20 protein-coding genes, 3 tRNA genes and 1 riboswitch are annotated in these 22219 nt (G+C 70.9%); of the genes, 17 read left to right on the top strand and 6 right to left on the bottom strand.

From position 1 onward, the window contains the following. Positions 1 to 232 precede the first annotated feature (232 nt). The 12 genes from dnaA (at position 233) to EFL26_RS24335 (ending at position 12170) form a co-directional block, all read left to right on the top strand. Positions 233 to 1741, top strand: coding sequence for a chromosomal replication initiator protein DnaA (gene dnaA, locus EFL26_RS18400; protein ID WP_123224356.1), 1509 nt, complete (start codon positions 233 to 235; stop codon positions 1739 to 1741). A gap of 396 nt (positions 1742 to 2137) precedes the next feature. Continuing rightward, complete coding sequence (dnaN, locus tag EFL26_RS18405) at positions 2138 to 3292, top strand: DNA polymerase III subunit beta (protein ID WP_123224357.1); 1155 nt, start codon at positions 2138 to 2140, stop codon at positions 3290 to 3292. A 23-nt stretch (positions 3293 to 3315) separates the two neighbouring features. Then, on the top strand, positions 3316 to 4293 hold the full coding sequence (gene gnd, locus EFL26_RS18410) for a phosphogluconate dehydrogenase (NAD(+)-dependent, decarboxylating) (RefSeq protein ID WP_123224358.1): 978 nt from the start codon (positions 3316 to 3318) through the stop codon (positions 4291 to 4293). Positions 4294 to 4304: 11 nt separating this feature from the next. Further along, positions 4305 to 5447 carry a DNA replication/repair protein RecF gene (recF, locus tag EFL26_RS18415; RefSeq protein WP_123224359.1) on the top strand — a complete coding sequence of 381 codons (1143 nt, stop codon included), beginning with the start codon at positions 4305 to 4307 and terminating at the stop codon, positions 5445 to 5447. Continuing rightward, positions 5440 to 5997: a DciA family protein gene (locus EFL26_RS18420; RefSeq protein ID WP_123224360.1), complete on the top strand. Its 558-nt coding sequence runs from the start codon at positions 5440 to 5442 to the stop codon at positions 5995 to 5997. The genes recF and EFL26_RS18420 overlap by 8 nt, the downstream gene beginning before the upstream one ends. A 281-nt stretch (positions 5998 to 6278) precedes the next feature. Then, positions 6279 to 8351, top strand: coding sequence for a DNA topoisomerase (ATP-hydrolyzing) subunit B (gyrB, locus tag EFL26_RS18425; protein WP_246000266.1), 2073 nt, complete (start codon positions 6279 to 6281; stop codon positions 8349 to 8351). Positions 8352 to 8418: 67 nt separating this feature from the next. After that, complete coding sequence (gene gyrA / locus EFL26_RS18430) at positions 8419 to 11115, top strand: DNA gyrase subunit A (RefSeq protein ID WP_123224362.1); 2697 nt, start codon at positions 8419 to 8421, stop codon at positions 11113 to 11115. Then, on the top strand, positions 11115 to 11633 hold the full coding sequence (locus EFL26_RS18435) for a DUF3566 domain-containing protein (protein WP_123224363.1): 519 nt from the start codon (positions 11115 to 11117) through the stop codon (positions 11631 to 11633). The genes gyrA and EFL26_RS18435 overlap by 1 nt, the downstream gene beginning before the upstream one ends. Positions 11634 to 11714: 81 nt before the next feature. Next, positions 11715 to 11788 (top strand) — tRNA-Ile (locus EFL26_RS18440). Between the two features lie 23 nt (positions 11789 to 11811). Further along, positions 11812 to 11937, top strand: a complete 126-nt coding sequence (locus tag EFL26_RS24565) for a DLW-39 family protein (RefSeq protein WP_221177026.1) — start codon at positions 11812 to 11814, stop codon at positions 11935 to 11937. A gap of 64 nt (positions 11938 to 12001) precedes the next feature. Further along, positions 12002 to 12077 (top strand) — tRNA-Ala (locus tag EFL26_RS18445). Between the two features lie 11 nt (positions 12078 to 12088). Next, positions 12089 to 12170, top strand: a tRNA-Ala gene (locus EFL26_RS24335). 18 nt (positions 12171 to 12188) lie between these two features. On the opposite strand, the gene EFL26_RS18450 is transcribed toward EFL26_RS24335, so the two are convergent. Further along, positions 12189 to 12638: a cupin domain-containing protein gene (locus EFL26_RS18450; RefSeq protein WP_123224364.1), complete on the bottom strand. Its 450-nt coding sequence runs from the start codon at positions 12636 to 12638 to the stop codon at positions 12189 to 12191. An 82-nt stretch (positions 12639 to 12720) separates the two neighbouring features. Beyond that, entirely contained in the window at positions 12721 to 13473 is a 753-nt protein-coding gene (locus EFL26_RS18455; RefSeq protein ID WP_123224365.1) for an SDR family NAD(P)-dependent oxidoreductase, read from the bottom strand. Between the two features lie 126 nt (positions 13474 to 13599). Here EFL26_RS18455 and EFL26_RS18460 point away from each other — a divergent pair, with 126 nt between their 5' ends. Next, a complete protein-coding gene (locus EFL26_RS18460; RefSeq protein ID WP_123224366.1) occupies positions 13600 to 14325 on the top strand; it encodes an SDR family NAD(P)-dependent oxidoreductase in 726 nt (241 codons plus the stop codon). Positions 14326 to 14541: 216 nt separating this feature from the next. Here the strand turns inward: EFL26_RS18460 and EFL26_RS18465 are convergent, their stop codons facing one another. Continuing rightward, a complete protein-coding gene (locus EFL26_RS18465) occupies positions 14542 to 15369 on the bottom strand; it encodes an MBL fold metallo-hydrolase (protein ID WP_123224367.1) in 828 nt (275 codons plus the stop codon). Between the two features lie 36 nt (positions 15370 to 15405). On the opposite strand from EFL26_RS18465, the gene EFL26_RS18470 reads away from it, so the two are divergent. From EFL26_RS18470 to EFL26_RS18480, 3 genes are read left to right on the top strand one after another with little or no spacing between them, the layout of a single operon-like run. Continuing rightward, a complete protein-coding gene (locus EFL26_RS18470; protein WP_123224368.1) occupies positions 15406 to 16167 on the top strand; it encodes an SURF1 family protein in 762 nt (253 codons plus the stop codon). Beyond that, the gene (locus EFL26_RS18475) at positions 16164 to 17645 is read left to right on the top strand and encodes a cobyric acid synthase (RefSeq protein WP_123224369.1); all 1482 of its coding nucleotides are present in this window, start codon (positions 16164 to 16166) and stop codon (positions 17643 to 17645) included. The genes EFL26_RS18470 and EFL26_RS18475 overlap by 4 nt, the downstream gene beginning before the upstream one ends. A 41-nt stretch (positions 17646 to 17686) precedes the next feature. Further along, entirely contained in the window at positions 17687 to 18208 is a 522-nt protein-coding gene (locus EFL26_RS18480; protein WP_123224370.1) for a bifunctional adenosylcobinamide kinase/adenosylcobinamide-phosphate guanylyltransferase, read from the top strand. 10 nt (positions 18209 to 18218) lie between these two features. Here the strand turns inward: EFL26_RS18480 and cobT are convergent, their stop codons facing one another. Next, positions 18219 to 19259: a nicotinate-nucleotide--dimethylbenzimidazole phosphoribosyltransferase gene (gene cobT, locus EFL26_RS18485; protein WP_123224371.1), complete on the bottom strand. Its 1041-nt coding sequence runs from the start codon at positions 19257 to 19259 to the stop codon at positions 18219 to 18221. A 128-nt stretch (positions 19260 to 19387) separates the two neighbouring features. Then, a riboswitch (adenosylcobalamin (AdoCbl) riboswitch) is annotated at positions 19388 to 19473 on the bottom strand. Between the two features lie 498 nt (positions 19474 to 19971). Between cobT and EFL26_RS18490 the strand changes: the two genes are divergently transcribed. Continuing rightward, entirely contained in the window at positions 19972 to 20562 is a 591-nt protein-coding gene (locus EFL26_RS18490) for a GNAT family N-acetyltransferase (RefSeq protein WP_123224572.1), read from the top strand. 1 nt (position 20563) lies between these two features. Here the strand turns inward: EFL26_RS18490 and EFL26_RS18495 are convergent, their stop codons facing one another. Then, positions 20564 to 21157, bottom strand: a complete 594-nt coding sequence (locus EFL26_RS18495; RefSeq protein ID WP_123224372.1) for a maleylpyruvate isomerase N-terminal domain-containing protein — start codon at positions 21155 to 21157, stop codon at positions 20564 to 20566. Beyond that, positions 21154 to 22191 (bottom strand): sigma-70 family RNA polymerase sigma factor, encoded by a 1038-nt coding sequence (locus tag EFL26_RS18500; protein ID WP_123224573.1) that lies wholly within the window; start codon positions 22189 to 22191, stop codon positions 21154 to 21156. The genes EFL26_RS18495 and EFL26_RS18500 overlap by 4 nt, the downstream gene beginning before the upstream one ends. Between the last annotated feature and the right edge of the window lie 28 nt (positions 22192 to 22219).

Raw genomic sequence — 22219 nt, forward strand, 5'->3', positions numbered from 1 at the left:
ACGCCGAGTGAACGATCAAACCTGTGGAGAACCGGTTGCTCGACCGGGCTGCGGTTGTTAGCGTCCCCGCACCGGACACACCCCGAACTCGGGTCTCACGAGCGCTCACTCCCCCAGCATTTGCGCCTTGCACACCCTGTGGACAAAGGTGTGGATCGGCACAAGTCGACAACCGACGTGAAACGCGGGCCAGACCGCGGCGGCGTCCGAACGAGGGGAGCGCGAGACGCGCGTGGAGCCACCTGCAGCGAACGGCCGAGAACTCGATGTCCTGTGGCCCGCCATCCTGGACAGCCTGGCTCCCAACCAGCGGGTCTGGCTGGCCTCGAGCAAGCCGGTGATGCTCGCCGAGTCGACCGCGGTGATCGCTGTTCCCAACGAGTTCACCCGCACCCAGCTCGAGGGTCGCCTCCGCACGCGGCTCGAGGACGCCCTCAGCGACAGCCTCAACCGGCCGATCCGGATCGCGGTCAGCGTCGACGAGACCCTGGCCCCGCCCGAGGGCTCACCGGAGGCCGGCGTGCCGTCCGCCCCCGACCAGGCGATGACGCGCTCGGACTCCACAGGGCCGGGCATGGCCGGGCACGGGATGTCGGGCTTCGTCACCCAGCCCCACCAGCAGGCCCCGATGGAGACTCGTCAACAAAGCGATTTGTCGACAAACATCCAGATGGGAGCGGCGTCGCTGACGACCGGCATCCCGGACAGCCCGCTGAACCCCCGCTACACCTTCGAGACCTTCGTCATCGGCTCGTCCAACCGGTTCGCCCACGCGGCCGCGGTCGCCGTGGCCGAGGCACCGGGCAAGGCCTACAACCCGCTCCTCGTCTACGGCGACTCCGGGCTGGGCAAGACCCACCTGCTGCACGCGATCGGGCACTACGTGCGCAGCCTGTACACCGGGGCGAAGATCCGCTACGTCTCCTCCGAGGCGTTCACCAACGACGTGATCAACGCGATCAAGGACGCCAACACCGCCGCCCTCCAGCGCCGGTACCGCGACGTCGACGTCCTGCTCATCGACGACATCCAGTTCCTCGAGGGCAAGCAGCAGACGCAGGAGGAGTTCTTCCACACCTTCAACACGCTGCACAACGCGAACAAGCAGATCGTGATCAGCTCCGACCGTCCGCCCAAGCGCCTGACCCAGCTCGAGGACCGCTTGCGCAACCGGTTCGAGTGGGGCCTGCTCACCGACGTGCAGCCGCCCGACCTCGAGACCCGGATCGCGATCCTGCGCAAGAAGGCGGCCGCCGACCGGCTCCACGCCCCGGCCGACGTGCTCGAGTTCATCGCCAGCCGGATCCAGACCAACATCCGCGAGCTCGAGGGTGCGCTCATCCGGGTGACCGCGTTCGCCAGCATCAACCACCAGGAGGTCGACCTGACCCTGGCGGAGATCGTGCTCAAGGACCTGATCCCGGAGGGTGGCGAGCCGCAGGTGACCGCCGGCCTGATCATCGCCCAGACCGCGTCGTACCACTCCTTCAGCATCGAGGACCTCTGCGGCCCGAGCCGGACCCGCGCCCTGGTGACCGCCCGACAGATCGCGATGTACCTCTGTCGCGAGCTGACCGACCTCTCGCTGCCGAAGATCGGTCAGCAGTTCGGCGGCCGCGACCACACCACCGTGATGAACGCCGAGCGGCGGATCCGCAAGGACCTGGCCGAGCGCCAGACCGTCTACAAGACCGTCAACGAGCTCACGATGAGGATCAAGCAGCAGGCCAAGCAGGCCTGAAAACCTGTGACTCGTCGGCCCCGATGTCGTGGAATCACACGGGGAGTACTTGTGGACGAATTGCCATCACGAAGCACATCACCGGCGTCGAACCACACCCGGCACCTGCTCACGCACCACTGATCCACAGGGCGTGGGGACGGAGAAACCGTCGGTGACCTGCGCTTTCATGAGTTCTCCACAGCATCCACCGCCCCTACTACTACGACGACATCTTCAATTGGATCCTTCGCCGCATCACCACCGCTCCTCCCCCCGGCTGGGGACAACCGCCGTCTCGGTGCCACCGCCCGTGTTCGCGTGGCAGGATGCTCTTCCCTCACCTCCGAGGGCCCGCGACTCACTCCGCACCGAACCAGGCCGGACATCCGACCGCACCAGCAGGAGGCAACACCCGTGAAGTTCCGCGTCGAGCGTGACGTCCTGGCCGATGCCGTCGCCTGGACGGCCCGCGCCCTTCCCCTGCGCCCCAGTGCCCCGGTGCTCGCCGGGCTCCTCATCGAGGCCGGGTCCATCGACGGCGCCGACGGCCTGCAGCTGTCCACCTTCGACTACGAGACCTCGGCGCGCGCGACCCTCAACGCCGACGTCTCGGCCGAGGGGCGTGCCCTGGTCTCGGGCCGGCTGCTCGCCGACATCTGCCGCAGCCTGCCCAACAAGCCGGTCGAGATGGCGGTGGACGGTGCGAAGGTCACGCTGACGTGTGGTTCGGCACGCTTCAGCCTCCAGACCATGCCGGTCGAGGACTATCCGACCCTGCCGTCCATGCCGGAGTCGCGGGGCAAGGTCAAGAGCGAGCTGTTCGCCCATGCGGTCGGCCAGGCGGTCACCGCCGCCGGTCGCGACGACATGCTTCCGGTGCTCACCGGCGTGCGCCTCGAGATGGACGGCTCGACGATCTCGATGCTCGCGACGGACCGGTTCCGGCTCGCCCAGCGCGAGCTCGAGTGGGACCCCGCCGTCCCCGACCTGTCCGCCGCCGCACTCGTGCCCGCCAAGGTCCTCGCCGACACCGCCAAGTCGCTGACCGGCGGCTCGGAGATCTCGATCGCGCTGTCGTCCTCGGGCACCGGTGAGGGCATCATCGGCTTCGAGGGATCCGCCGGCGGCGGCATCCGGCGTACGACGACACGACTCCTGGACGGCGAGTTCCCGAAGGTGCGCTCCCTGTTCCCCAACGAGCACCTCACCGTGGCGCGCGTCGACCGAGCGGTGCTCATCGACGCGGTGAAGCGCGTGTCCCTGGTCGCCGAGCGCAACACGGCGGTGCAGATGTCGTTCGCCGACGCGGTGCTCACCCTCGACGCCGGGTCCGGCGAGGAGGCGATGGCCAGCGAGTCGATCGAGGCGAGCGTTACCGGCGACGACCTGACCACGGGTTTCAACCCGCAGTTCCTGCTCGACGGACTGACGGCGCTCGAGTCTCCGTTCGTCGAGCTGGCCTTCACCACGGCTTCGAAGCCCGTCGTACTCTCGGGTGTGGACTCCCTCGACGGGGAAGCAGACGCCGACTTCCGCTACCTGCTGATGCCGCGCCGCCTGCTTTCCTGACCACCACTGGCGAAAGGTTGCGCATGGAGATCGGACTCGTCGGGCTCGGGAAGATGGGTGGCAACATGCGCACCCGGATCCGCAACGCGGGTCACGAGGTGATCGGCTACGACCGCAACCCCGACGTCGCCGACGTCTCCTCGTTGGAGGACATGGTCGCCAAGCTGACGAGTCCGAGGGTCGTGTGGGTGATGGTTCCGGCCGGCGACCCGACGCACGAGACGATCACCGCACTCGGCGATCTCCTGAGCGAGGGCGACCTGGTCATCGACGGCGGCAACTCTCGCTGGACCGAGGACCTGCGCCACCACGAGCAGCTCTCGAAAAAGGGCATCGGGTTCGTCGACTGCGGCGTCTCCGGCGGCGTCTGGGGCCTGGAGAACGGCTACGCCCTGATGAGCGGTGGCGCCGAGGAGCACGTTGCGCTCGCCCAGCCGATCTTCGACGCGCTCAAGCCCGAGGGCGAGTTCGGCTGGGTGCACGCCGGGTCGGTCGGCGCCGGACACTTCTCGAAGATGGTGCACAACGGCATCGAGTACGCACTGATGCAGGCGTACGCCGAGGGCTGGGAGCTGCTCGAGAAGGTCGACATGGTCGAGAACGTCACCGAGGTGTTCCGGTCCTGGCGCGAGGGCACCGTGATCCGCTCCTGGCTGCTCGACCTGCTGGTCGCCGCGCTCGACGACAAGCCGGGCCTCGAAGGCATCCGCGGCTACGCCGACGACTCCGGCGAGGGCCGGTGGACCGTCGAGGCCGGCATCGAGCACGCGGTCGCCACCCCGGCGATCACCGCGGCGTTGTACGCCCGGTTCGTGTCGCGCCAGGACGACAGCCCCGCCATGCAGGCGGTCGCTGCCATGCGCAACCAGTTCGGCGGTCACGCCCTGCACACGTCCGCCCCGGCCGGGGGCGACGTCGAAGGCAAGCACAAGGAGCCCGAGCAGGCGCCCGAGGCCGAGGCGTCCGGCGCGAGCGGCAAGCCCAAGCCGGCGGAGAGCTAGGCCCGAGGTCCTTGTACGTCGCCCACCTGTCGCTGCACGACTTCCGCTCCTACCCCTCCGTCGAGGTCGAGATCGGGCCGGGCGTCACGTCGTTCGTGGGTCGCAACGGGCAGGGCAAGACCAACCTCGTCGAGGCGATCGACTACCTGTCGCGGCTGGGCTCGCACCGGGTCTCCGCCGACGCGCCGCTGGTGCGCAAGGGCGCCGACCAGGCAGTCGTCCGGGCGGCGGTCGTGCGGGACGAGCGGCGCGCGGTGCTCGAGATCGAGATCAACCCCGGCCGGTCGAACCGCGCCCGGATCAACCGGTCGCCGTTGCCGAAGGCCCGCGAGCTGCTCGGCCTGGTGCGCACGGTCGTGTTCTCCCCCGAGGACCTCGCCCTGGTGAAGGGCGACCCGGCCGAACGACGCAAGTTCTCCGACGACCTGCTCGTGCAGGTCTCCCCCCGGTACGCCGGCACGCGGGCCGACTACGAACGGGTGCTCAAGCAGCGCAACTCGCTGCTGAAGACCGCCGGTGTCGCCCGGCGCGGAGGAGCGAGCGCCGAGTCGGCCCTCTCCACGCTCGCGGTGTGGGACCAGCGGCTCGCCGAGCTCGGTGCCGAGATCATGCGCCGTCGTCGCCAGCTCGTCGAGGACCTCACTCCCCTGGTCGGCAAGGCATACGAGGCCGTGGCCCGGGGCGCGTCCCGCGACGACGCGGTGATCTCCTACCGGCCGTCGTTCGAGGTCGACCCCGACGATGCCGACGAACCCCTCACCCTCGAGGCCCAGCTGCTCCGGGCGATCGAGGAGCGCAGGCGCGACGAGCTCGATCGCGGGCTGAGCCTGGTCGGGCCGCACCGCGACGAGCTGGTGCTCACCCTCGGCGAGCTGCCGGTGAAGGGCTACGCCAGCCACGGCGAGTGCTGGTCGTTCGCGCTCGCGCTGCGGCTCGCGTCCTACGACCTGCTGCGCGCCGGCGGGGACGACCCCGTCCTGATCCTCGACGACGTGTTCGCCGAGCTCGACTCGGGCCGACGGGCCCAGCTGGCCGACCTCGTCGCGGACGCCGAGCAGGTGCTGATCACCGCGGCGGTCCCCGAGGACGTGCCGCCGCAGCTGCGCGGGCGCCGGTTCACCGTCGCCGACGGCCAGGTCGTGGCCGATGACTGACCGGCCCGGGGACGAGGCCGGCGACCCGGGTCAGGACGAGCCGCCTGCCGATCCCGCGCTCGAGCACGACGAGCGAGGCCTCGACCTCGCCCGCAGCATCGCCCGCGGGCTGGCCGGTCGCACCGGTCCGCTGCGCAAGCGGCTCCGTAACACCCGCCGCGCCGACCCGGTCTCGTCCTCGGCCCATCCTGACGACCGCGACCCGCAGACCCTCGGCTCGACCCTCGGGCGGCTCGTCGACGCCCAGGGCTGGGAGACCGAGCTGCGGGTGCACGGCGTGTTCACCCGGTGGGCCTCGGTGGTCGGCGACGAGGTGGCCGCGCACGTCACCCCGGAGTCCTACGCCGACGGGCGCCTGCTCGTGCGCACGGACTCGACCGCCTGGGCGACCCAGATGAAGCTGCTGGCCGGCAACCTGATCCACCGGCTCAACCAGGACCTCGGGGACGGCACGGTCGAGGTGATCGACGTGGTCGGGCCGCACACCCCCCGGTGGACCTCCGGGCGGTTCCGGGTCAAGGGCCGCGGGCCGCGCGACACCTACGGCTGAGCACGCACCACCGGGCGCACGCGCCGCGACGGTGAGGTCCGGAGCGCCCGGTCGACGTACAGGGACTCATCCGCACCCCCGAAACCGGGCTGACGGGGCGTTCTGGAGCCTCTGAACGCCGAATTTCCGGCGAGATCCCCCCGGTTCCCGGGTGGTACCCGTGATTTGCGGGCTCTGACGGGTAGACTGACGACTGGTCGTCCGAGCTGTGGAGACACCGCGAGCGGCGACTCTTTCTGTGTCATTTCCCGGGTCCTGATCAAGTGAAGAGGAAGCCGTACGTGGCCGACGAAACCAGCAACGGTTCGACCGTCGAAGAAGGCAAGTACGACGCCAGCGCCATCCAGGTCCTCGAGGGCCTCGAGGCGGTCCGCAAGCGGCCCGGCATGTACATCGGCTCGACCGGCGAGCGCGGCCTGCACCACCTGATCTGGGAGGTCGTCGACAACTCGGTCGACGAAGCCCTCGCCGGCTACTGCGACCGCATCGTGCTCACGCTGCAGGCCGACGGCTCGATCAAGGTCGAGGACAACGGTCGTGGCATCCCGACCGACATCCACCCGACCGAGGGCATCCCCGCGGTGACGATGGCGCTCACCCTGCTGCACGCCGGCGGCAAGTTCGGCGGCGGTGGCTACAAGGTGTCCGGCGGCCTGCACGGCGTGGGCATCTCGGTGGTCAACGCGCTGTCGAGCCGGGTGATCGTCGAGGTGAAGAACCGCGGCCACCTGTGGCGGCAGAGCTTCAGCGTCGGCGTCCCCGACGGCGAGCTCGAGGACGTCCGCGAGATGGAGCCCGGCGAGCGCACCGGCACCACGATCACCTACTGGGCCTCGGAGGACATCTTCGAGACCACCGAGTACAACCTCGAGACGATCGTGCAGCGGATCCGCGAGATGGCCTTCCTGAACAAGGGCCTCGAGATCGTCGTGCGTGACGAGCGACCGGTCGCCGAGGAGATCTCCGAGGTGATGCAGGACGCCCTGCAGGAGGACGCCGGCGAGGCCGAGAAGCCGGACGAGAACCGGGGCGCCGACGGCGTCTTCGAGCGCCGGTTCAAGTTCGACCGGGGCCTGGTCGACTACGTGGAGTACCTCAACCGGCGCAAGGACAAGGCCAACCCGACGGTGATCAGCTTCGAGGCCGAGACTCCCGACGCCGTCGAGAACCACATGAGCCTCGAGCTCGCGATGCAGTGGAACACCTCCTACACCGAGTCGGTGCACACCTTCGCCAACACGATCAACACCCACGAGGGCGGCACCCACGAAGAGGGTTTCCGCGCCGCCCTGACCTCCCTGGTCAACAACTGGGGCGAGGAGTGGGGCCTGATCAAGAAGCGTGAGGACCGGGTCTCCGGTGACGACATCCGCGAGGGCCTCACCGCGATCATCTCGATCAAGCTGGGCGAGCCGCAGTTCGAGGGCCAGACCAAGACCAAGCTCGGCAACACCGAGGCGAAGGGCTTCGTCCAGCGCGTCGTCAACGACCAGCTCGGTGCGTGGCTGGAGCAGAACCCCGCCGAGGGCAAGGACATCATCCGCAAGGCCCAGGCCGCGGCCTCGGCCCGGATGGCCGCGCGCAAGGCCCGCGACCTGGCCCGCAGCCGCAAGGGGTTGCTGGGTGGCGGCGGCCTGCCCGGCAAGCTCAGCGACTGCCAGTCGACGAACCCCGAGGAGTGCGAGGTCTTCATCGTCGAGGGGGACTCCGCGGGCGGGTCCGCCCGGCAGGGCCGCGATCCGCGGATCCAGGCGATCCTGCCGATCCGCGGCAAGATCCTCAACGTCGAGAAGGCGCGGATCGACAAGGTGCTCGCCAACGCCGAGGTGCAGGCGATCATCTCCGCGCTCGGCACCGGCATCCACGAAGAGTTCGATCTCGACAAGCTGCGCTACCACAAGATCGTGCTGATGGCCGACGCCGACGTCGACGGCCACCACATCAACACGCTGCTGCTGACGCTGCTGTTCCGGTTCATGAAGCCGTTGATCGAGAACGGCTTCGTCTACATGGCCCAGCCGCCGCTGTACCGGCTGCGCTGGAACAAGCCGCACGAGCACGAGTTCGTGTACTCCGACGCCGAGCGGGACCTGCTCATGCGCGACGGTCTGGAGTCGGGCAAGAAGCTGCCCAAGGAGAACCCGGTCCAGCGCTACAAGGGTCTCGGTGAGATGAACGCCGAGGAGCTGTGGGAGACCACGATGAACCCCGAGCAGCGGCTGATGCTCCAGGTGACCCTCGACGACGCGGCGCAGGCCGACGAGATCTTCTCGACGCTCATGGGTGAGGACGTCGAGCAGCGCCGCTCCTTCATCCAGCGCAACGCCAAAGACGTCCGCTTCCTCGACATCTGATTCCCGGTGGTCGAGGTGCGAGCTTGCGAGCCTCGAAACCACCCGTCGAACCCGACAGGAAATGTGAATGACTGAGACTCCCACCGACCAGACCGGCGGACCCGAGGGTCCCGGACCCGGCGGCCGGATCGAGCCGATCGAGCTGCAGACCTCGATGCAGCGCGCCTACATCGACTACGCGATGGCGGTCATCGTCGGCCGGGCGCTGCCCGACGTACGCGACGGGCTCAAGCCGGTGCACCGCCGGGTGCTCTACGCGATGTACGACGGCGGCTACCGTCCCGACCGCGGGTTCTCCAAGTGCTCCCGCGTCGTCGGTGACGTGATGGGTCAGTACCACCCGCACGGCGACAGCGCGATCTACGACACCCTGGTCCGGCTCGCGCAGCCGTGGGTGATGCGGGCGCCGCTGATCCAGGGACAGGGCAACTTCGGCTCGCCGGGCAACGACGCGGCCGCGGCGATGCGGTACACCGAGTGCCGGATGGCACCGCTCGCGCTGGAGATGGTCCGCGACATCGAGAAGGAGACCGTCGACTTCCAGCCGAACTACGACGGCCGGTCCCAGGAGCCGACGGTCCTTCCGTCGCGCTACCCGAACCTGCTGGTCAACGGCTCGGCCGGCATCGCGGTCGGCATGGCCACCAACATCCCGCCGCACAACCTGCGCGAGGTCGCCGACGGCGCGAAGTGGGCGCTGGAGCACCCGGACGCCACGCGCGAGGAGCTCCAGGACGCGCTCGTCGAGCGGATCAAGGGCCCCGACTTCCCCAACGGCGCCCTGATCGTCGGCCACCAGGGGATCGAGCAGGCCTACCGCACCGGCCGCGGCTCGGTCACCCAGCGGGCCGTCATCGAGATCGACGAGGATGCCCGCGGGCGCACCTGCCTGTCGATCACCGAGCTGCCCTACATGGTCAACCCCGACAACCTCGCGCTGAAGATCGCCGAGCTCGCCGACTCCGGTCGCGTGCAGGGCATCGCCGACGTGCGCGACGACTCCTCGGGGCGCACCGGCCAGCGGCTCGTCGTCGTGCTCAAGCGCGACGCGGTCGCGCGGGTCGTGCTCAACAACCTGCTCAAGCACACCGAGCTGCAGACCAACTTCAGCGCGAACATGCTCGCGCTCGTCGACGGCGTGCCCCGCACGCTGACCATCGACCAGTTCATCACCAACTGGGTCGCCCATCAGGTCGACGTGATCCAGCGGCGCACCCGCTACCTCCTGGGCGAGGCCGAGCGCCAGGCCCACGTCTTCCGTGGCCTGGTCAAGGCGCTCGACATGCTCGACGAGGTGATCGCGCTGATCCGGCGCTCGCCCGAGGTCGACGACGCCCGTCAGGGCCTGATCGAGCTGCTCGAGATCGACGAGATCCAGGCGAACGCGATCCTCGACATGCAGCTGCGCCGGCTGGCCGCCCTCGAGCGGCAGAAGATCATCGACCGGTTGGCCGAGATCGAGCTCGAGATCGCCGACTACGAGGACATCCTCGCCCGGCCGGAGCGGCAGCGGCAGATCATCGGCGACGAGCTGGCCGAGATCGTCGACAAGTACGGCAACGAGCGGCGTACCCAGATCATCGCGGCCGACGGCGACCTCTCGATGGAGGACCTGATCCCCGACGAGGAGCTGGTCGTCTCGATCACGCGCGGCGGCTACGCGAAGCGCACGCGCGCCGACCAGTACCGCACCCAGAAGCGCGGCGGCAAGGGCGTGCGGGGCGCCACCCTGCGCGGTGACGACGTCGTCGAGCACTTCATCGCGACGACCAACCACCACTGGCTGCTGTTCTTCACGACCGCCGGGCGGGTGTACCGCACCAAGGCCTACAACCTGCCCGAGGCGGGTCGTGACGCCAAGGGTGGGCACGTCGCCGGGCTGCTGTCCTTCCAGCCCGACGAGAACATCGCGCAGGTGCTGGCGATCCGCGACTACGAGCAGGCGCCGTACCTGGTGCTCGCGACCCGCAACGGCCTGGTGAAGAAGACCCGGCTGGCCGACTACAACAGCCCGCGCCAGGCCGGCGTGATCGCGATCAACTTCCGCGAGGAGGACGACGAGCTGATCGGCGCCGAGCTGGTCAACAGCGACGACGACATCCTGCTGGTGTCGCGCAAGGGCCAGTCGATCCGCTTCACCGCCGACGACTCCCAGCTGCGGCCGATGGGCCGGGCCACCTCCGGTGTGCAGGGCATGAAGTTCCGCGACGGCGACTCGCTGCTGTCGATGTCGGTGATCCGCGCGGAGCAGGTGGCGCAGGAGGAGGCGGACGAGGACGGCGCGGACGCGAAGATCCAGTACGTCTTCACGATCACCGACGGCGGGTTCGCCAAGCGCACGCGGATCTCGGAGTACCGCAAGCAGTCGCGTGGTGGCATCGGGATCAAGGCGATGTCGCTGGCCAACGAGGAGCGCGGCAACCTGGTCGGCGCGTTCATCGTCGAGGAGGGTGACGAGATCCTCTCGATCACCTCGGTCGGCCAGGTGGTCCGCTCGCCGATCAACGCGGACTTCCGGGCCACCGGGCGTTCGACGATGGGCGTGAAGTTCGTGACCCCGAAGAACGGCGACAGCGTCGCCGTGGTGGCGCGCAGCGTGGAGAAGATCGCCGAGGAGGCCGCCGAGGACGCGACCGAGGACGCCGGCGAACCTGCGGACGGGACCGCCGACGTCGTCGAGCAGGAGCCCGGCGAGGTTTCGGTCGACGAGGTCGCGGATGCAACAATCGAGGACGGCACCACGTCTGCACCCGAGGAGGACTGATGACTGATCGCAAGGTCAGGGACGAGGTCGTCCTCCCGCCGCCGCCCGAGGACCTGATCCGCGACGACGACCGCGGGCGCAAGGACCGCCCGGCTGCTCCCCCCGAGCACGTGCGGCCCGTGGCCTCCGGCGCCGCCACCCGCGGCACCGTGCGCAAGGCACGGCTGCGGCTGGTCCAGGTCGAGCCCTGGTCGGTGATGAAGACCGCGTTCATGCTCTCCATCGCGATCGGCATCGTCACGGTGGTCGCGGTCGGCATCGTCTGGGGCGTGCTCGGCGCCGCGGGCCTGTGGGACTCGGTGAACTCCATCGTGCAGGACTCGATCGGTGACAGCTCCGGCTCGCCGTTCGAGATCCAGAAGTACCTCGGCACGACCCGGGTGCTCGGCTTCACGATGATCGTGGCCGTCGCCGACGTCATCCTGATCACCGCGATCGCCACGCTCGGCGCGTTCCTCTACAACCTCGCCGCGGGCCTGCTCGGCGGCATCGAAGTGACCTTCGCCGAGGACAACTGACCCGGGCCGGATCCGTTTTGTTGCGGCTCCGGGCGATGGGGTAGCCTTCCCTCTCGGTCGTGCGGTTCCCGCCGATCACGCGGGCCTATAGCTCAGACGGTTAGAGCGCTTCCCTGATAAGGAAGAGGTCAGAGGTTCAAGTCCTCTTAGGCCCACTCGATCCACCTGGGAGGTCGGAATGAAGAAGCTCCTGCTGCTGGCCGCGGGCATCGCCGCCGGCGTGCTCGCCAAGAAGAAGATGGACGCGAGCCGCCACGAGCAGGACCTGTGGCAGCAGGCCACCGACCCGGTCGAGAAGGCCTGACCAGCACGATCCCTCCTCCGGTGGTTGAGGAGCGAGCGCCAGCGAGCCTCGAAACCACCAGCACGGGGCCTTGGCGCAATTGGTAGCGCACCTGCTTTGCAAGCAGGGGGTTAGGGGTTCGAGTCCCCTAGGCTCCACCATCTCGCCGGGCGCCAGGCGCAATTGGTGGCGGCAGTGCTCCTCGTCCGGGCTTTGCAAGCAGGGGGTGAGGGGTTCGAGTCCCCTGGGCTCCACGCGCACCGCTCCCGTGCTCAGCCCGGCAGGGGCACGTCGCGGTCGAGCGTGAAGTCCTCGAAGTCGAAGCCGGGCACGACGACGCAGCTCACCAGGACCGCCTCGTCGACCGGGCGGGCCGCCTGCCAGTGCCCTGCCGGGACGAGCAGCTGGGGACGCTCGCCGGCCTCGACGTCGGGCCCGAGCAGCAGCTCGGTCGCCTCGACGGGTCGATCGGCGTCGCCGCCGAGCCAGAGCCGGAGAGCTCCACCGCGGTGGTGGAACCACAGCTCGTCCGAGGCGACCCGGTGCCACGCGGAGGACTCCCCGGGCAGCAGCAGGAAGTGGATCGCGGTCGCGAGGGACCGGACCCCGGCGGTCGTCCCTGTCGGGGCCGGGTTGCGGTAGGTCTCGGCGTACCAGCCGCCCTCCGGGTGGGGTCGCAGGTCGAGTGAGGCTGCCCAGGTGGGGAGGTCGGAGCTCGGCATGGGCCGATCCTCGCAGCCCCGCCGGACGCGCACGGGCGGCGGCACCACCGGGTGTCGCCGCCCGTCCTGGTCGCGCCCCGACTCAGCGAGCCATGAAGCCGCCGTCGATGTAGAGCTCGAGCCCGGTCACGAAGGCCGCGTCGTCACTGGCCAGGTAGGCCACACCGGCGGCGACCTCCTCGGGACGCCCGAGGCGCGCGAGCGGGGTCAGCGCGATCATGGCCTGCTCGAACTCGGTGCCCTTCGCCTGGTCGAGGATCGGGGTGTCAATGAAGCCCGGGTGGATCGAGTTCACGCGCACGCCCTCGGGCGCCCAGTGCAGCGCGACGTTCTTGGTCAGCGTGCGCACCGCTCCCTTGGCCGCGTGGTACGCCGGCGACGTGCCGAACCCGCCGCTGGTGCCGAAGATCGAGCTGATGTTGACCACCGAGCCGTGACCGGACGTCTTCAGGGCCTCGGCCGCGGTCTTCATCCCGAGGAAGACCCCGGTCTGGTCGATCCCGATCGTGCGCTGCCAGTCCTCCAGCGTGGTGTCCTCGATCGTCGCCAGGTCGCCCATGCCGGCGTTGTTGACGAGGATGTCGAGACGTCCGTAGGTCTCCAGGGTGCGGTCCACGGCGCTCTGCCATTCGTCCTGGGAGCTCACGTCGTGGTGCAGGTAGCTGGCGCGCCCGCCGTGGTCGACAACGTCCTTGGCGACCAGCTCGCCGGCCTCGTCCTGGATGTCGGTCAGCATGACCGCGGCGCCCTCCGCCGCGAGCCGGTGTGCTGTCGCGGCGCCGATGCCGCTGGCCGCGCCGGTGACGAGGGCCACGCGTCCTTCGAGTCGCTTCATGATCGGTCCCCTTCCTGACTCGCCTCGACTCTCCGCCGCGACCAGCGGCCGAGGTAGAGGAAGAGGTCCCCGGCGACGTCGCGAACGACCTAGAACGAATTCCAGTTTCGCTGGTAGCGTCCGGCCATGGCCGACCTCTCTGACGACCAGCGCGTCGTCGTCATCACCGGTGCCGCCTCGGGCATCGGCTTCGCGACCGCCGAGCTGTTCCGTGACGCCGGAGACGTCGTGTTCGGGCTGGACATCGCCGCGACGGTGCCCGAGGGGGTCACGTACGTCGAGTGCAACGTCGCCGACAAGGCGTCCGTCGACGCCGCGATCGAGGTGTGCGCGCAGCACGGCCGGATCGACGTCCTGGCCAACGTGGCGGGCGTGGTGCAGTTCGGCCGCTTCGACCAGATCACCGAGGCCGACTGGGACCGCGTGCACGCGGTCGATCTCAAGGGTCCGTTCCTGATGATGCAGGCGGCGCTCCCGCACCTGCGGGCCTGTCGCGGCAACATCGTCAACGTCTCGTCGGTCGCCGGCAACAAGCCGCAGGGCTACACGACCGCGTACTCCGCCGCCAAGGGCGGGCTCACCATGCTGACCCGGTCGCTGGCCCTGGAGCTGGCGCCGGAGCGGATCCGGGTCAACGCGATCTGCCCGGGCACGGTGGACACCCCGATCGTGTCGCAGGTGGCCGAGATGTTCCCGCCCGACCTGGACCCTCGCGTCGCCGACCGGCTGATGATGATGCTGCCCGGCCGGGCGATCGCGCCGGCGGAGATCGGTTCGGCGATCGTCTACCTGGCCTCGCGGGAGGCGCGGATGATCACCGGCGCCGTGCTCGCGTTCGACGGCGGGATGTAGCGGAGGCCGAGGTTTCGAGGCGGTTGCTGCGCAACCGCGCCTCAACCAGCAGTGGTGAGGGGCTCGTGGCGCGGTGGTCGGTGCCGGGGGTTTCGAGGCGGTTGCTGCGCAACCGCGCCTCAACCAGCAGTGGTGGAAGGCCCGCGGCGCGGTCACGTCAGGAGGGAAGACGTGACCTGGAGGCGCCGCGGGCACGGGCGAGCGGAGCGAGCCCAATCAGTCAGTCACGTCGGCCAGAGCGTCGAACTCCACGGCGTCGTGGGCGGAGAAGACCGTGACCACCTCGTCCGTTCCGGAGTCGGGGCCGTGCTCGGCGTGCAGGGCGCGGACCCGCGCGGCGTTCGCGTGCCGGGCCGCCTTGTCCATCTGCACGACGCTCTGGAAGACCGACAGGCCGCGCGGGCAGGTGGGCGGGGTCTCCTTCTCCCCGTGCGCGAAGTAGCTGTCGCCGGCGTGGAGGAACCAGCCGCCGGAGGGCCGGCGTACTGCGACGCCGCAGTGGCCGCGGGTGTGGCCGCGCAGCGGGACCAGCAGCACGTCGTCGCTGAGCACCTTGACCGCCTCGAAGCCGAGCCAGCTCTCGCCGGCGACGGCGTGCTCGATCCAGCGCGGACCGTGCGCCCACTGGGCCGGGATGTAGCGGTTCTTCTCGGCGAGCGTCGACCGGGCGGTGGCCGCGGCGAGCTCGTCGTCGAAGACGTGGACCCGGGCCTCCGGGAAGTCGCCGAGCCCGCCGGCGTGGTCGAGGTCGAGGTGGGTCAGCACGATGTCGGTGACGTCGCCGGCGTCGTACCCCGCGGACCGCACCTGGGACACCGCCGTTTCCGCAGGGTCCAGTGACGGTCCGGCGACCCGGATGAAGGCCTTGCCCATCCGCTTCTCGGCCAGGTCGGCGGTGCCGAAGCCGGTGTCGACCAGGGTCAGGCCCTGGTCGCCCTCGACCAGGAGGCAGTGCGCGACCAGCCGGGCCGGGGTGAACCGGCCGCCCATCGACAGGCGCGGAGACATGGTGGCGCAGTTGAGGTGCCGGATCGCGGAGGTCATCCGCAGAGGATCGCAGGCCACCCGTAGGCTGGTCGAGTGCTCGCCCCGCTGCTCCGGCCGAAGTTCTGGCCGGGGCACCTCGCGATGCTGGTCGCGGTCGCGATCGCCGTCGGGCTTGGCCTGTGGCAGCTTGATGCGTGGCACACCCGGCGCGCGGACGCCGCGCGCGACCTGACCAGCAAGCCCCCGGTCGCACTCGGGACGCTGATGACCGGCGACAGCCCCTTCCCCGGTCGCTCGGTGGGGCAGCCGGTCCGGTTCACCGGGCAGTGGACCGGCGCCAACGTGTACGTCGCCGACCGGCACGTCCACGGCCGGCGCGGCTACTGGGTGGTGACGGCGGCGCTGGTCGACGGCACCCGCTCGGCGATGCCGGTCGTGCGGGGCTGGACGCGCTCGCCGGACGCGCCGGTGCCGACCGGTGCCACCTCGGTCGTCGGCTGGCTGCAGCCGACCGAGGGCAGCGGTCCCTTCGACGACGACCCGCACGACGACGTGATCCCGACGATGCGGATCGCGAGCCTGGTCGAGCACGTGGACGCCGACCTCTACAGCGGGTACGTCGCGGCCAAGGCGGTCACGCCGGCCGACGGCTCCTCGGGTCTCGTGCCCGTGCCGCCGCAGTCGGTTCCGGACGTGTCGATGTTCACCGCCGCGCGCAATCTCTTCTACGCGATCGAGTGGTGGGTCTTCGGGGCCTTCGCGGTGTTCATCTGGCTGCGCTGGTGCCGCGACTCGTTGCACGACCGGGCCGCGGCGGACGCCCCCGCCGACGTGCCGCAGCCGACCGACGCATGAGCGGCCTCCTCGTCGCCGGCACCACCTCGGACGCCGGCAAGAGCATCGTCACCACCGGGCTGTGCCGTGCCTTCCGGCGACGGGGGGTGGACGTGGCGCCGTACAAGGCGCAGAACATGTCGAACAACTCGATGGTGTGCGCCGGCGGCGGCGAGATCGGGCGCGCGCAGTGGGTCCAGGCGCTGGCGGCCGGGGTCGAGCCGGAGGTGGCGATGAACCCGGTGCTGCTCAAGCCGGGCGGCGACCGCAGCAGCCACGTCGTCGTGATGGGCCAGCCGGCCGGGCAGGTCTCCTCCGCGGACTGGACGACCGGTCGCGCGCACCTGGCGAAGGCGGCGCACGACGCGTACGACGACCTCGCCCGGCGGTTCGAGGTCGTGGTGGCCGAGGGCGCGGGCAGTCCGACCGAGATCAACCTGCGCGCGGGTGACTACGTGAACCTGGGGCTGGCGCGGCACGCTGATCTGCCGACCGTCGTGGTCGGGGACATCGACCGCGGCGGCCTGTTCGCGTCGATGTACGGCACGGTCGCCCTGCTGGAGCCCGCGGACCAGGCGCTGCTGGCGGGATTCGTGGTGAACAAGTTCCGAGGCGATCCAGCCCTGCTCGCCCCCGGACTCGAGGAGCTGACCAGGCTGACCGGCCGGCCGACGTACGGCGTGCTGCCGTGGCACCCCGACCTGTGGCTGGACTCCGAGGACGCGCTCGACCTCGACGGTCGCCGGGCTGCCGCCGACGGTGCCCTGCGGGTCGTCGTGGTCCGGCTGCCGCGGATCAGCAACTTCACCGACGTGGACGCGCTCGGCCTCGAGCCGGACGTCGACGTGCGCTTCGCCGCGTCGGCCCGCGAGCTGGCCGGCGCCGACCTCGTCGTCCTGCCCGGCACCCGGGCCACGCTGGCCGACCTCGGGTGGCTGCGCGAGCGCGGGATCGACGACGCCCTCGAGCGCCACGTCGCGAGCGGTCGGGCGGTGCTGGGGATCTGCGGCGGCGCGCAGATGCTCGGCAGGACGGTCGCCGACCCTGACGGCGTCGAAGGGCCCGCCGGAGCGGTCGCCGACGGCCTCGGGCTGGTGGCGGCCCGCACGGTGTTCGGCGCAGAGAAGGTCCTCCGCCTGCCGACCGGTACGGCGCTCGGGCAGCCGGTCCAGGGCTACGAGATCCACCACGGGCGCCTCGAGGTCGAGCAGGGCGAGCCGTTCCCCGGCGGCGTCCGCGACGACGCGGTGTTCGCGACCATGTGGCACGGCAGCCTGGAGAGCGACGGCTTCCGGCAGGCGTTCCTCGCCGAGGTCGCCCGGACGACCGGGCGCACGAGGACCCCGTCGGGCGTGGTGTTCGCGGAGCGCCGTGAGGCCCGGCTCGACCTCCTCGCCGACCTCGTCGAGCAGCACCTCGACGTGGGGGCCCTGCTCGACCTGGCCCGCACGGGTGCTCCGGCCGGGCTGCCGCTGCTGCCTCCGGGAGCGCAGCGATGAGCGTGGGGGTGGCGCTGCCCGGTTCGTCTAGCCTTCCGGGCATGCGGATCCTGGTCACCGGCGGTGTGCGGTCGGGCAAGTCGCGGCACGCCGAGGCGCTCCTCGACGGCCGGGAGAAGGTCCGCTACGTCGCCCCGGGACCGATCCCCTCGGCCGACGACCTCGACTGGGCCGCGCGGGTGGCCGAGCATCGCGCGCGCCGGCCGGCGCACTGGGAGACCGTGGAGAGCACGGACCTCGCCGGCGCGATCGATCCGGCGACCCCGACACTCGTCGACTGCCTCGGGACCTGGCTCACCGCGACCGTCGACGAGCTCGACGGCTGGACCGCCACGCTGCCGGGCTGGCGCGCCGAGCTCGACCGTCGGCTCGCGGCCGTGGTCGCTGCGGTGCGCGAGGCCGAGGAGGTCGTGCTGGTCACCAACGAGGTCGGCCTCGGCGTGGTGCCGGCGCACGCCTCGGGACGACTCTTCCGCGACCTGCTCGGCACGGTGAACCAGCGGATCGCCGAGGCCTGCGACGAGGTCCACCTGGTCGTGGCCGGACGGGTGCTGCGCCTCTAGCCGGACCGGCTCAGATGCCGAGGTCGGAGAGCAGCGCCACGTCGCGCAGCACCGCGGCCGCGGAGCGCACCACCGGCACCGCGGCGACCGCGCCGCTGCCCTCACCCAGGCGCATGCCCAGGTCGAGCATCGGCACCAGGCCGAGCTTCTCCAGCGCGAAGACCTGGGCGGGCTCGGTGGACCGGTGGCCCGCCGCGAACCACGCCGCCGCGCCCGGCGCGAGCCGGTCGGCGACCAGGCCGCAGGCCACGGAGATCACGCCGTCGAGCAGCACCGGCACGCCCTGACGCGCCGCTTCGGCCATGAAGCCGGCCGATGCAGCCAGGTCGGCGCCGCCCAGCCCGGCGAGCAGGCCCACCGGGCCGCGGTCGCCGACGCGGTCGACGGCCTCCTGGACCAGCTGCTGCTTGAGCACGAGCGCGGTGTCGTCGATGCCGGTGCCGCGCCCGGTGAGGTCGGTCGCCGGCAGGCCGAGGAGCGCCGCGATCAGTGCGGTCGCAGGGGTGGTGTTGCCGATCCCCATGTCGCCGCTGATCAGCAGGTCGGCGCCCGCAGCGATCTCCTCGCGCGCCACGGTCGCACCCGCGGCGAGGGCCTGCTCGACCTGCTCGGTGGTGAGCGCGTCGGCGAGGTGGATCGGCTCACTGGAGCGGCGTACCTTGAACCGCTGCACCTCGGCCAGCACCGCGGGATCGACGCCCTCGAGGTCGTCGTCCACGGCCAGGTCGAGCACCCGCACGTGCACGCCGTGGGCCGCGGCCAGCGCGGAGACGCCGGCGCGCCCGATCAGGAACGTGCGCACCATCGCGGGCGTCACCGCCGACGGGTACGCCGAGACGCCGTGCGCCGCGACGCCGTGGTCGCCCGCGAAGATCACCGCGCGCACGTGGGCCGGTGGTGCCGGCGGGCACTGACCCTGGACAGCGGCGAGCCAGACGCCGAGCTCGCCGAGGCGACCGAGCGCGCCGGAGGGCGTGGCCAGCCCCGCGAGGCGCTCCTCCGCGGCGGCACGGGCGGAGGCGGAGGGCGGGGTGAGGGTGTGGTCGTTCACCGGCGTGTCTCGATCGCAGCGGCGGGGATCCGAGAGACGGGGAGCGGGGAGACGGGGAGCGGGGAGACGGCGACGTCGGCCATGGTTCCTCCTTCGGGATGGTGCGTCCCGGGTCGTGGGGAGACGGTCCAGGCCCTCGGGTCTGACTCCACCGCCGAAGCGGCGTCACAGTAGCGCCACTGTGCCGGATTCCCACCGGCTTCCGCGGGCCTGGTCGGCTCATCGTAGTCGGGCCCGCGCGGCGCCCGTCTCGGCAGGCTCGACCACCGATGACTGGGCGTGGTTTCGAGGCTCGCTGGCGCTCGCACCTCACCCACCGTTGGTTGAGGTGCGGTTGCGCAGCAACCGCCTCGAAACCTGGCGAGTCAGGCGATGACTGGGCGTGGTTTCGAGGCTCGCTGGCGCTCGCACCTCAACCACCCGGGACGGCCGGCTCCCTGGCGCTCGCACCTCAACCACCCGTGGCTGCGTGGTTTCGGCAGGCTCAACCACCCGGGACGGCCGGCTCGCCGGCGCTCGCACCTCAACCACCGTTGGTTGAGGTGCGGTTGCGCAGCAACCGCCTCGAAACCTGGCGAGTCAGGCGATGGCTGGGTGGTTTCGGCAGGCTCAACCACCCGGGGCGGCCGGCTCGCCGGCGCTCGCACCTCAACCACCAGGACCGTCGATAACCGCGTGCGCGACGCCGGTCCGATCACCGATGATCGACCGCATGGCCGACCTCGACGACATCGCGGCGCTCTCCTGGCCCAAGCACACGGAGCGGCTGACGATCCGGCCGGTGACGCCCGACGACTTCAAGGCGATGTGGGCGATCCGGAGGCAGGAGCCGGTCGGCCGCTGGATGGGCGCCGAGTCGGCGGACTTCGGCCCCTTCTGCGAGTTCATCGCCACACCGGACCGGATGGGCAAGACCCTGGTGGTCGAGCTCGACGGGCAGGTGATCGGCGACCTGATGCTCGCGCCGGAGGACCCGTGGTCGCAGGTCGAGGTGGCCGACCAGGCCAAGGGCGTGCAGGCCGAGATCGGCTGGTGCCTCGACCCCGCCGTCCAGGGGCAGGGTCTCGCGACCGAGGCGGTGCGCGAGCTGGTCCGGCTGTCGTTCGAGGAGCTCGGGTTCCGCCGTCTGGTCGCGCACTGCTTCGCTGCGAACGAGCCGTCCTGGCGGCTGATGGAGCGGCTCGGGATGCGGCGTGAGGCGCACACACGCCAGGAGTCGCTGCACCGCTCGGGCACGTGGATGGACGGGCTCAGCTACGGCCTGCTGGCCGACGAGTGGCGCGACGCGCAGGACCGTGGCTGACCTACGGCTCGCGGCCGAGCATCAGGAGCAGGCGGGACGACGGCCCCACGGACGGCCCGTCGAGCGGGTAGTCGAACCGCGCCGGCCGGTCGTCGTCGGTGACCAGGACGTCGGCCCAGGTGAGCAGGTCGCGAGCGAGGGCGGCCGGGATCGGCTCGCGCGCACCCGTGCTCTGCGAGACGTCCCAGCCGTGGACGGCCACCTCGAGCGCCCCGGCGCAGGCCAGCAGCGAGGACGAGAGTGCCCGGTCGCCGATCGCGACGTCGTCGTCGTTGGCGACCGCCGACCAGGCACCGAGCAGCGCGCACGCTCGCTCCCGCAGCGCCTCGACCGCGCCGACCGCGGAGAACGCCGGACCCGGCGTCATCGCGAGGGTCACCGAGCGCAGGTCGGCCGCGTCGGTCAGCGCGTCCAGCGAGTCGGCCATGTGGTCCAGCAGTGTCGCGAGCGACCAGCGGGCGCACGGCGTCGGGCGGCACAGCATCGCCGGCGTGACCACCTGCAGCTGCACGCGCGTGTAGCCGATCGAGCGCTCCAGCAGCTCGAGGGCCTGGTGCAGCGGTGCGTGGGAGGGCGCGGACCGGGTGGTGCTCATCGCGACTCCTCCGTGCCCGACCCGACCAGCGCCGCTGCCGTCTCGGCGTCGAGCTCGGTCGGCAGCCCGAAGATCTCGAACAGCGTCGGGTCGAAGAACGCTCCGACGTGGCTGACCGCGCCGTCGGTGAGCGTGAGCACCTGGAGGTGGTACGGCGTGAACCGGCCGTCGGGCTGCCGCATGTAGAGCCCGTACGCCGGCTGGCCGTTCGCGCTGGTCGCGACCATCGGCATCTCGTGCGGCCCACCCGGACACTGCAGGTCGATCAGGCGGCCGATGTTCTCGGCGCCTTCGTACCACCCGACGAACGGTGGCATCTCCCAGATCGCGTCCTGCTTGAGCAGCGACACGATGCCGTCGATGTCCTTCTCCCAGAACGCCGTGACGTAGCGCTCCAGCAGCTCCTTGTGTTCCTCGGCGACCGGGGCGGGCGCGGTGTCCGCGCTGAGCTGGGCCTTGTCCAGATGGGCGTGTGCGCGCTGGAGGACGGAGTTGACCGCGGCCGTGGAGATCTCCAGCGCCTCGGCGACCTCGGCGGCCTGCCACTTCAGCACGTCGCGCAGGATCAGCACGGCTCGCTGCCGGGGAGGCAGGTGCTGCAGCGCCGCGACGAACGCGAGCCGGATCGTGTCGCGCGCGGCGGCCTGCTCCGCGGGGTCGGCGAGCATCGAGTCGGGCACCGGCTCGAGCCAGAGCACCTCGTCGGCGGTGACCAGCGGGTCGCCGGCAGCGATGCTGGGCGCGCCCAGGCCGGTCGGGAGCGGGCGGCGCTCGCTGCCCTCGAGCGAGGTCAGGCAGACGTTGGTCGCGATCCGGTAGAGCCAGGTGCGCAGCGACGAGCGCCCCTCGAACCCGTGGTAGGCCTTCCAGGCGCGCAGGTAGGTCTCCTGGACGAGGTCCTCGGCGTCGTGGACCGAGCCGACCATGCGGTAGCAGTGCGCGAAGAGCTCCCGACGGTACGGGTCGGCGAGCGTCGGGAAGTCGTCGCTCGTCGCACCCTCACCGCCGCGATCGGTGTGGGTCGTGTCAGTCATCTCAACGGACATTCTCGACTCCTTCGCC

Origin of the sequence: Nocardioides pocheonensis, from assembly GCF_003725535.1 — a bacterium.
Lineage (GTDB): Bacteria > Actinomycetota > Actinomycetes > Propionibacteriales > Nocardioidaceae > Marmoricola > Marmoricola pocheonensis.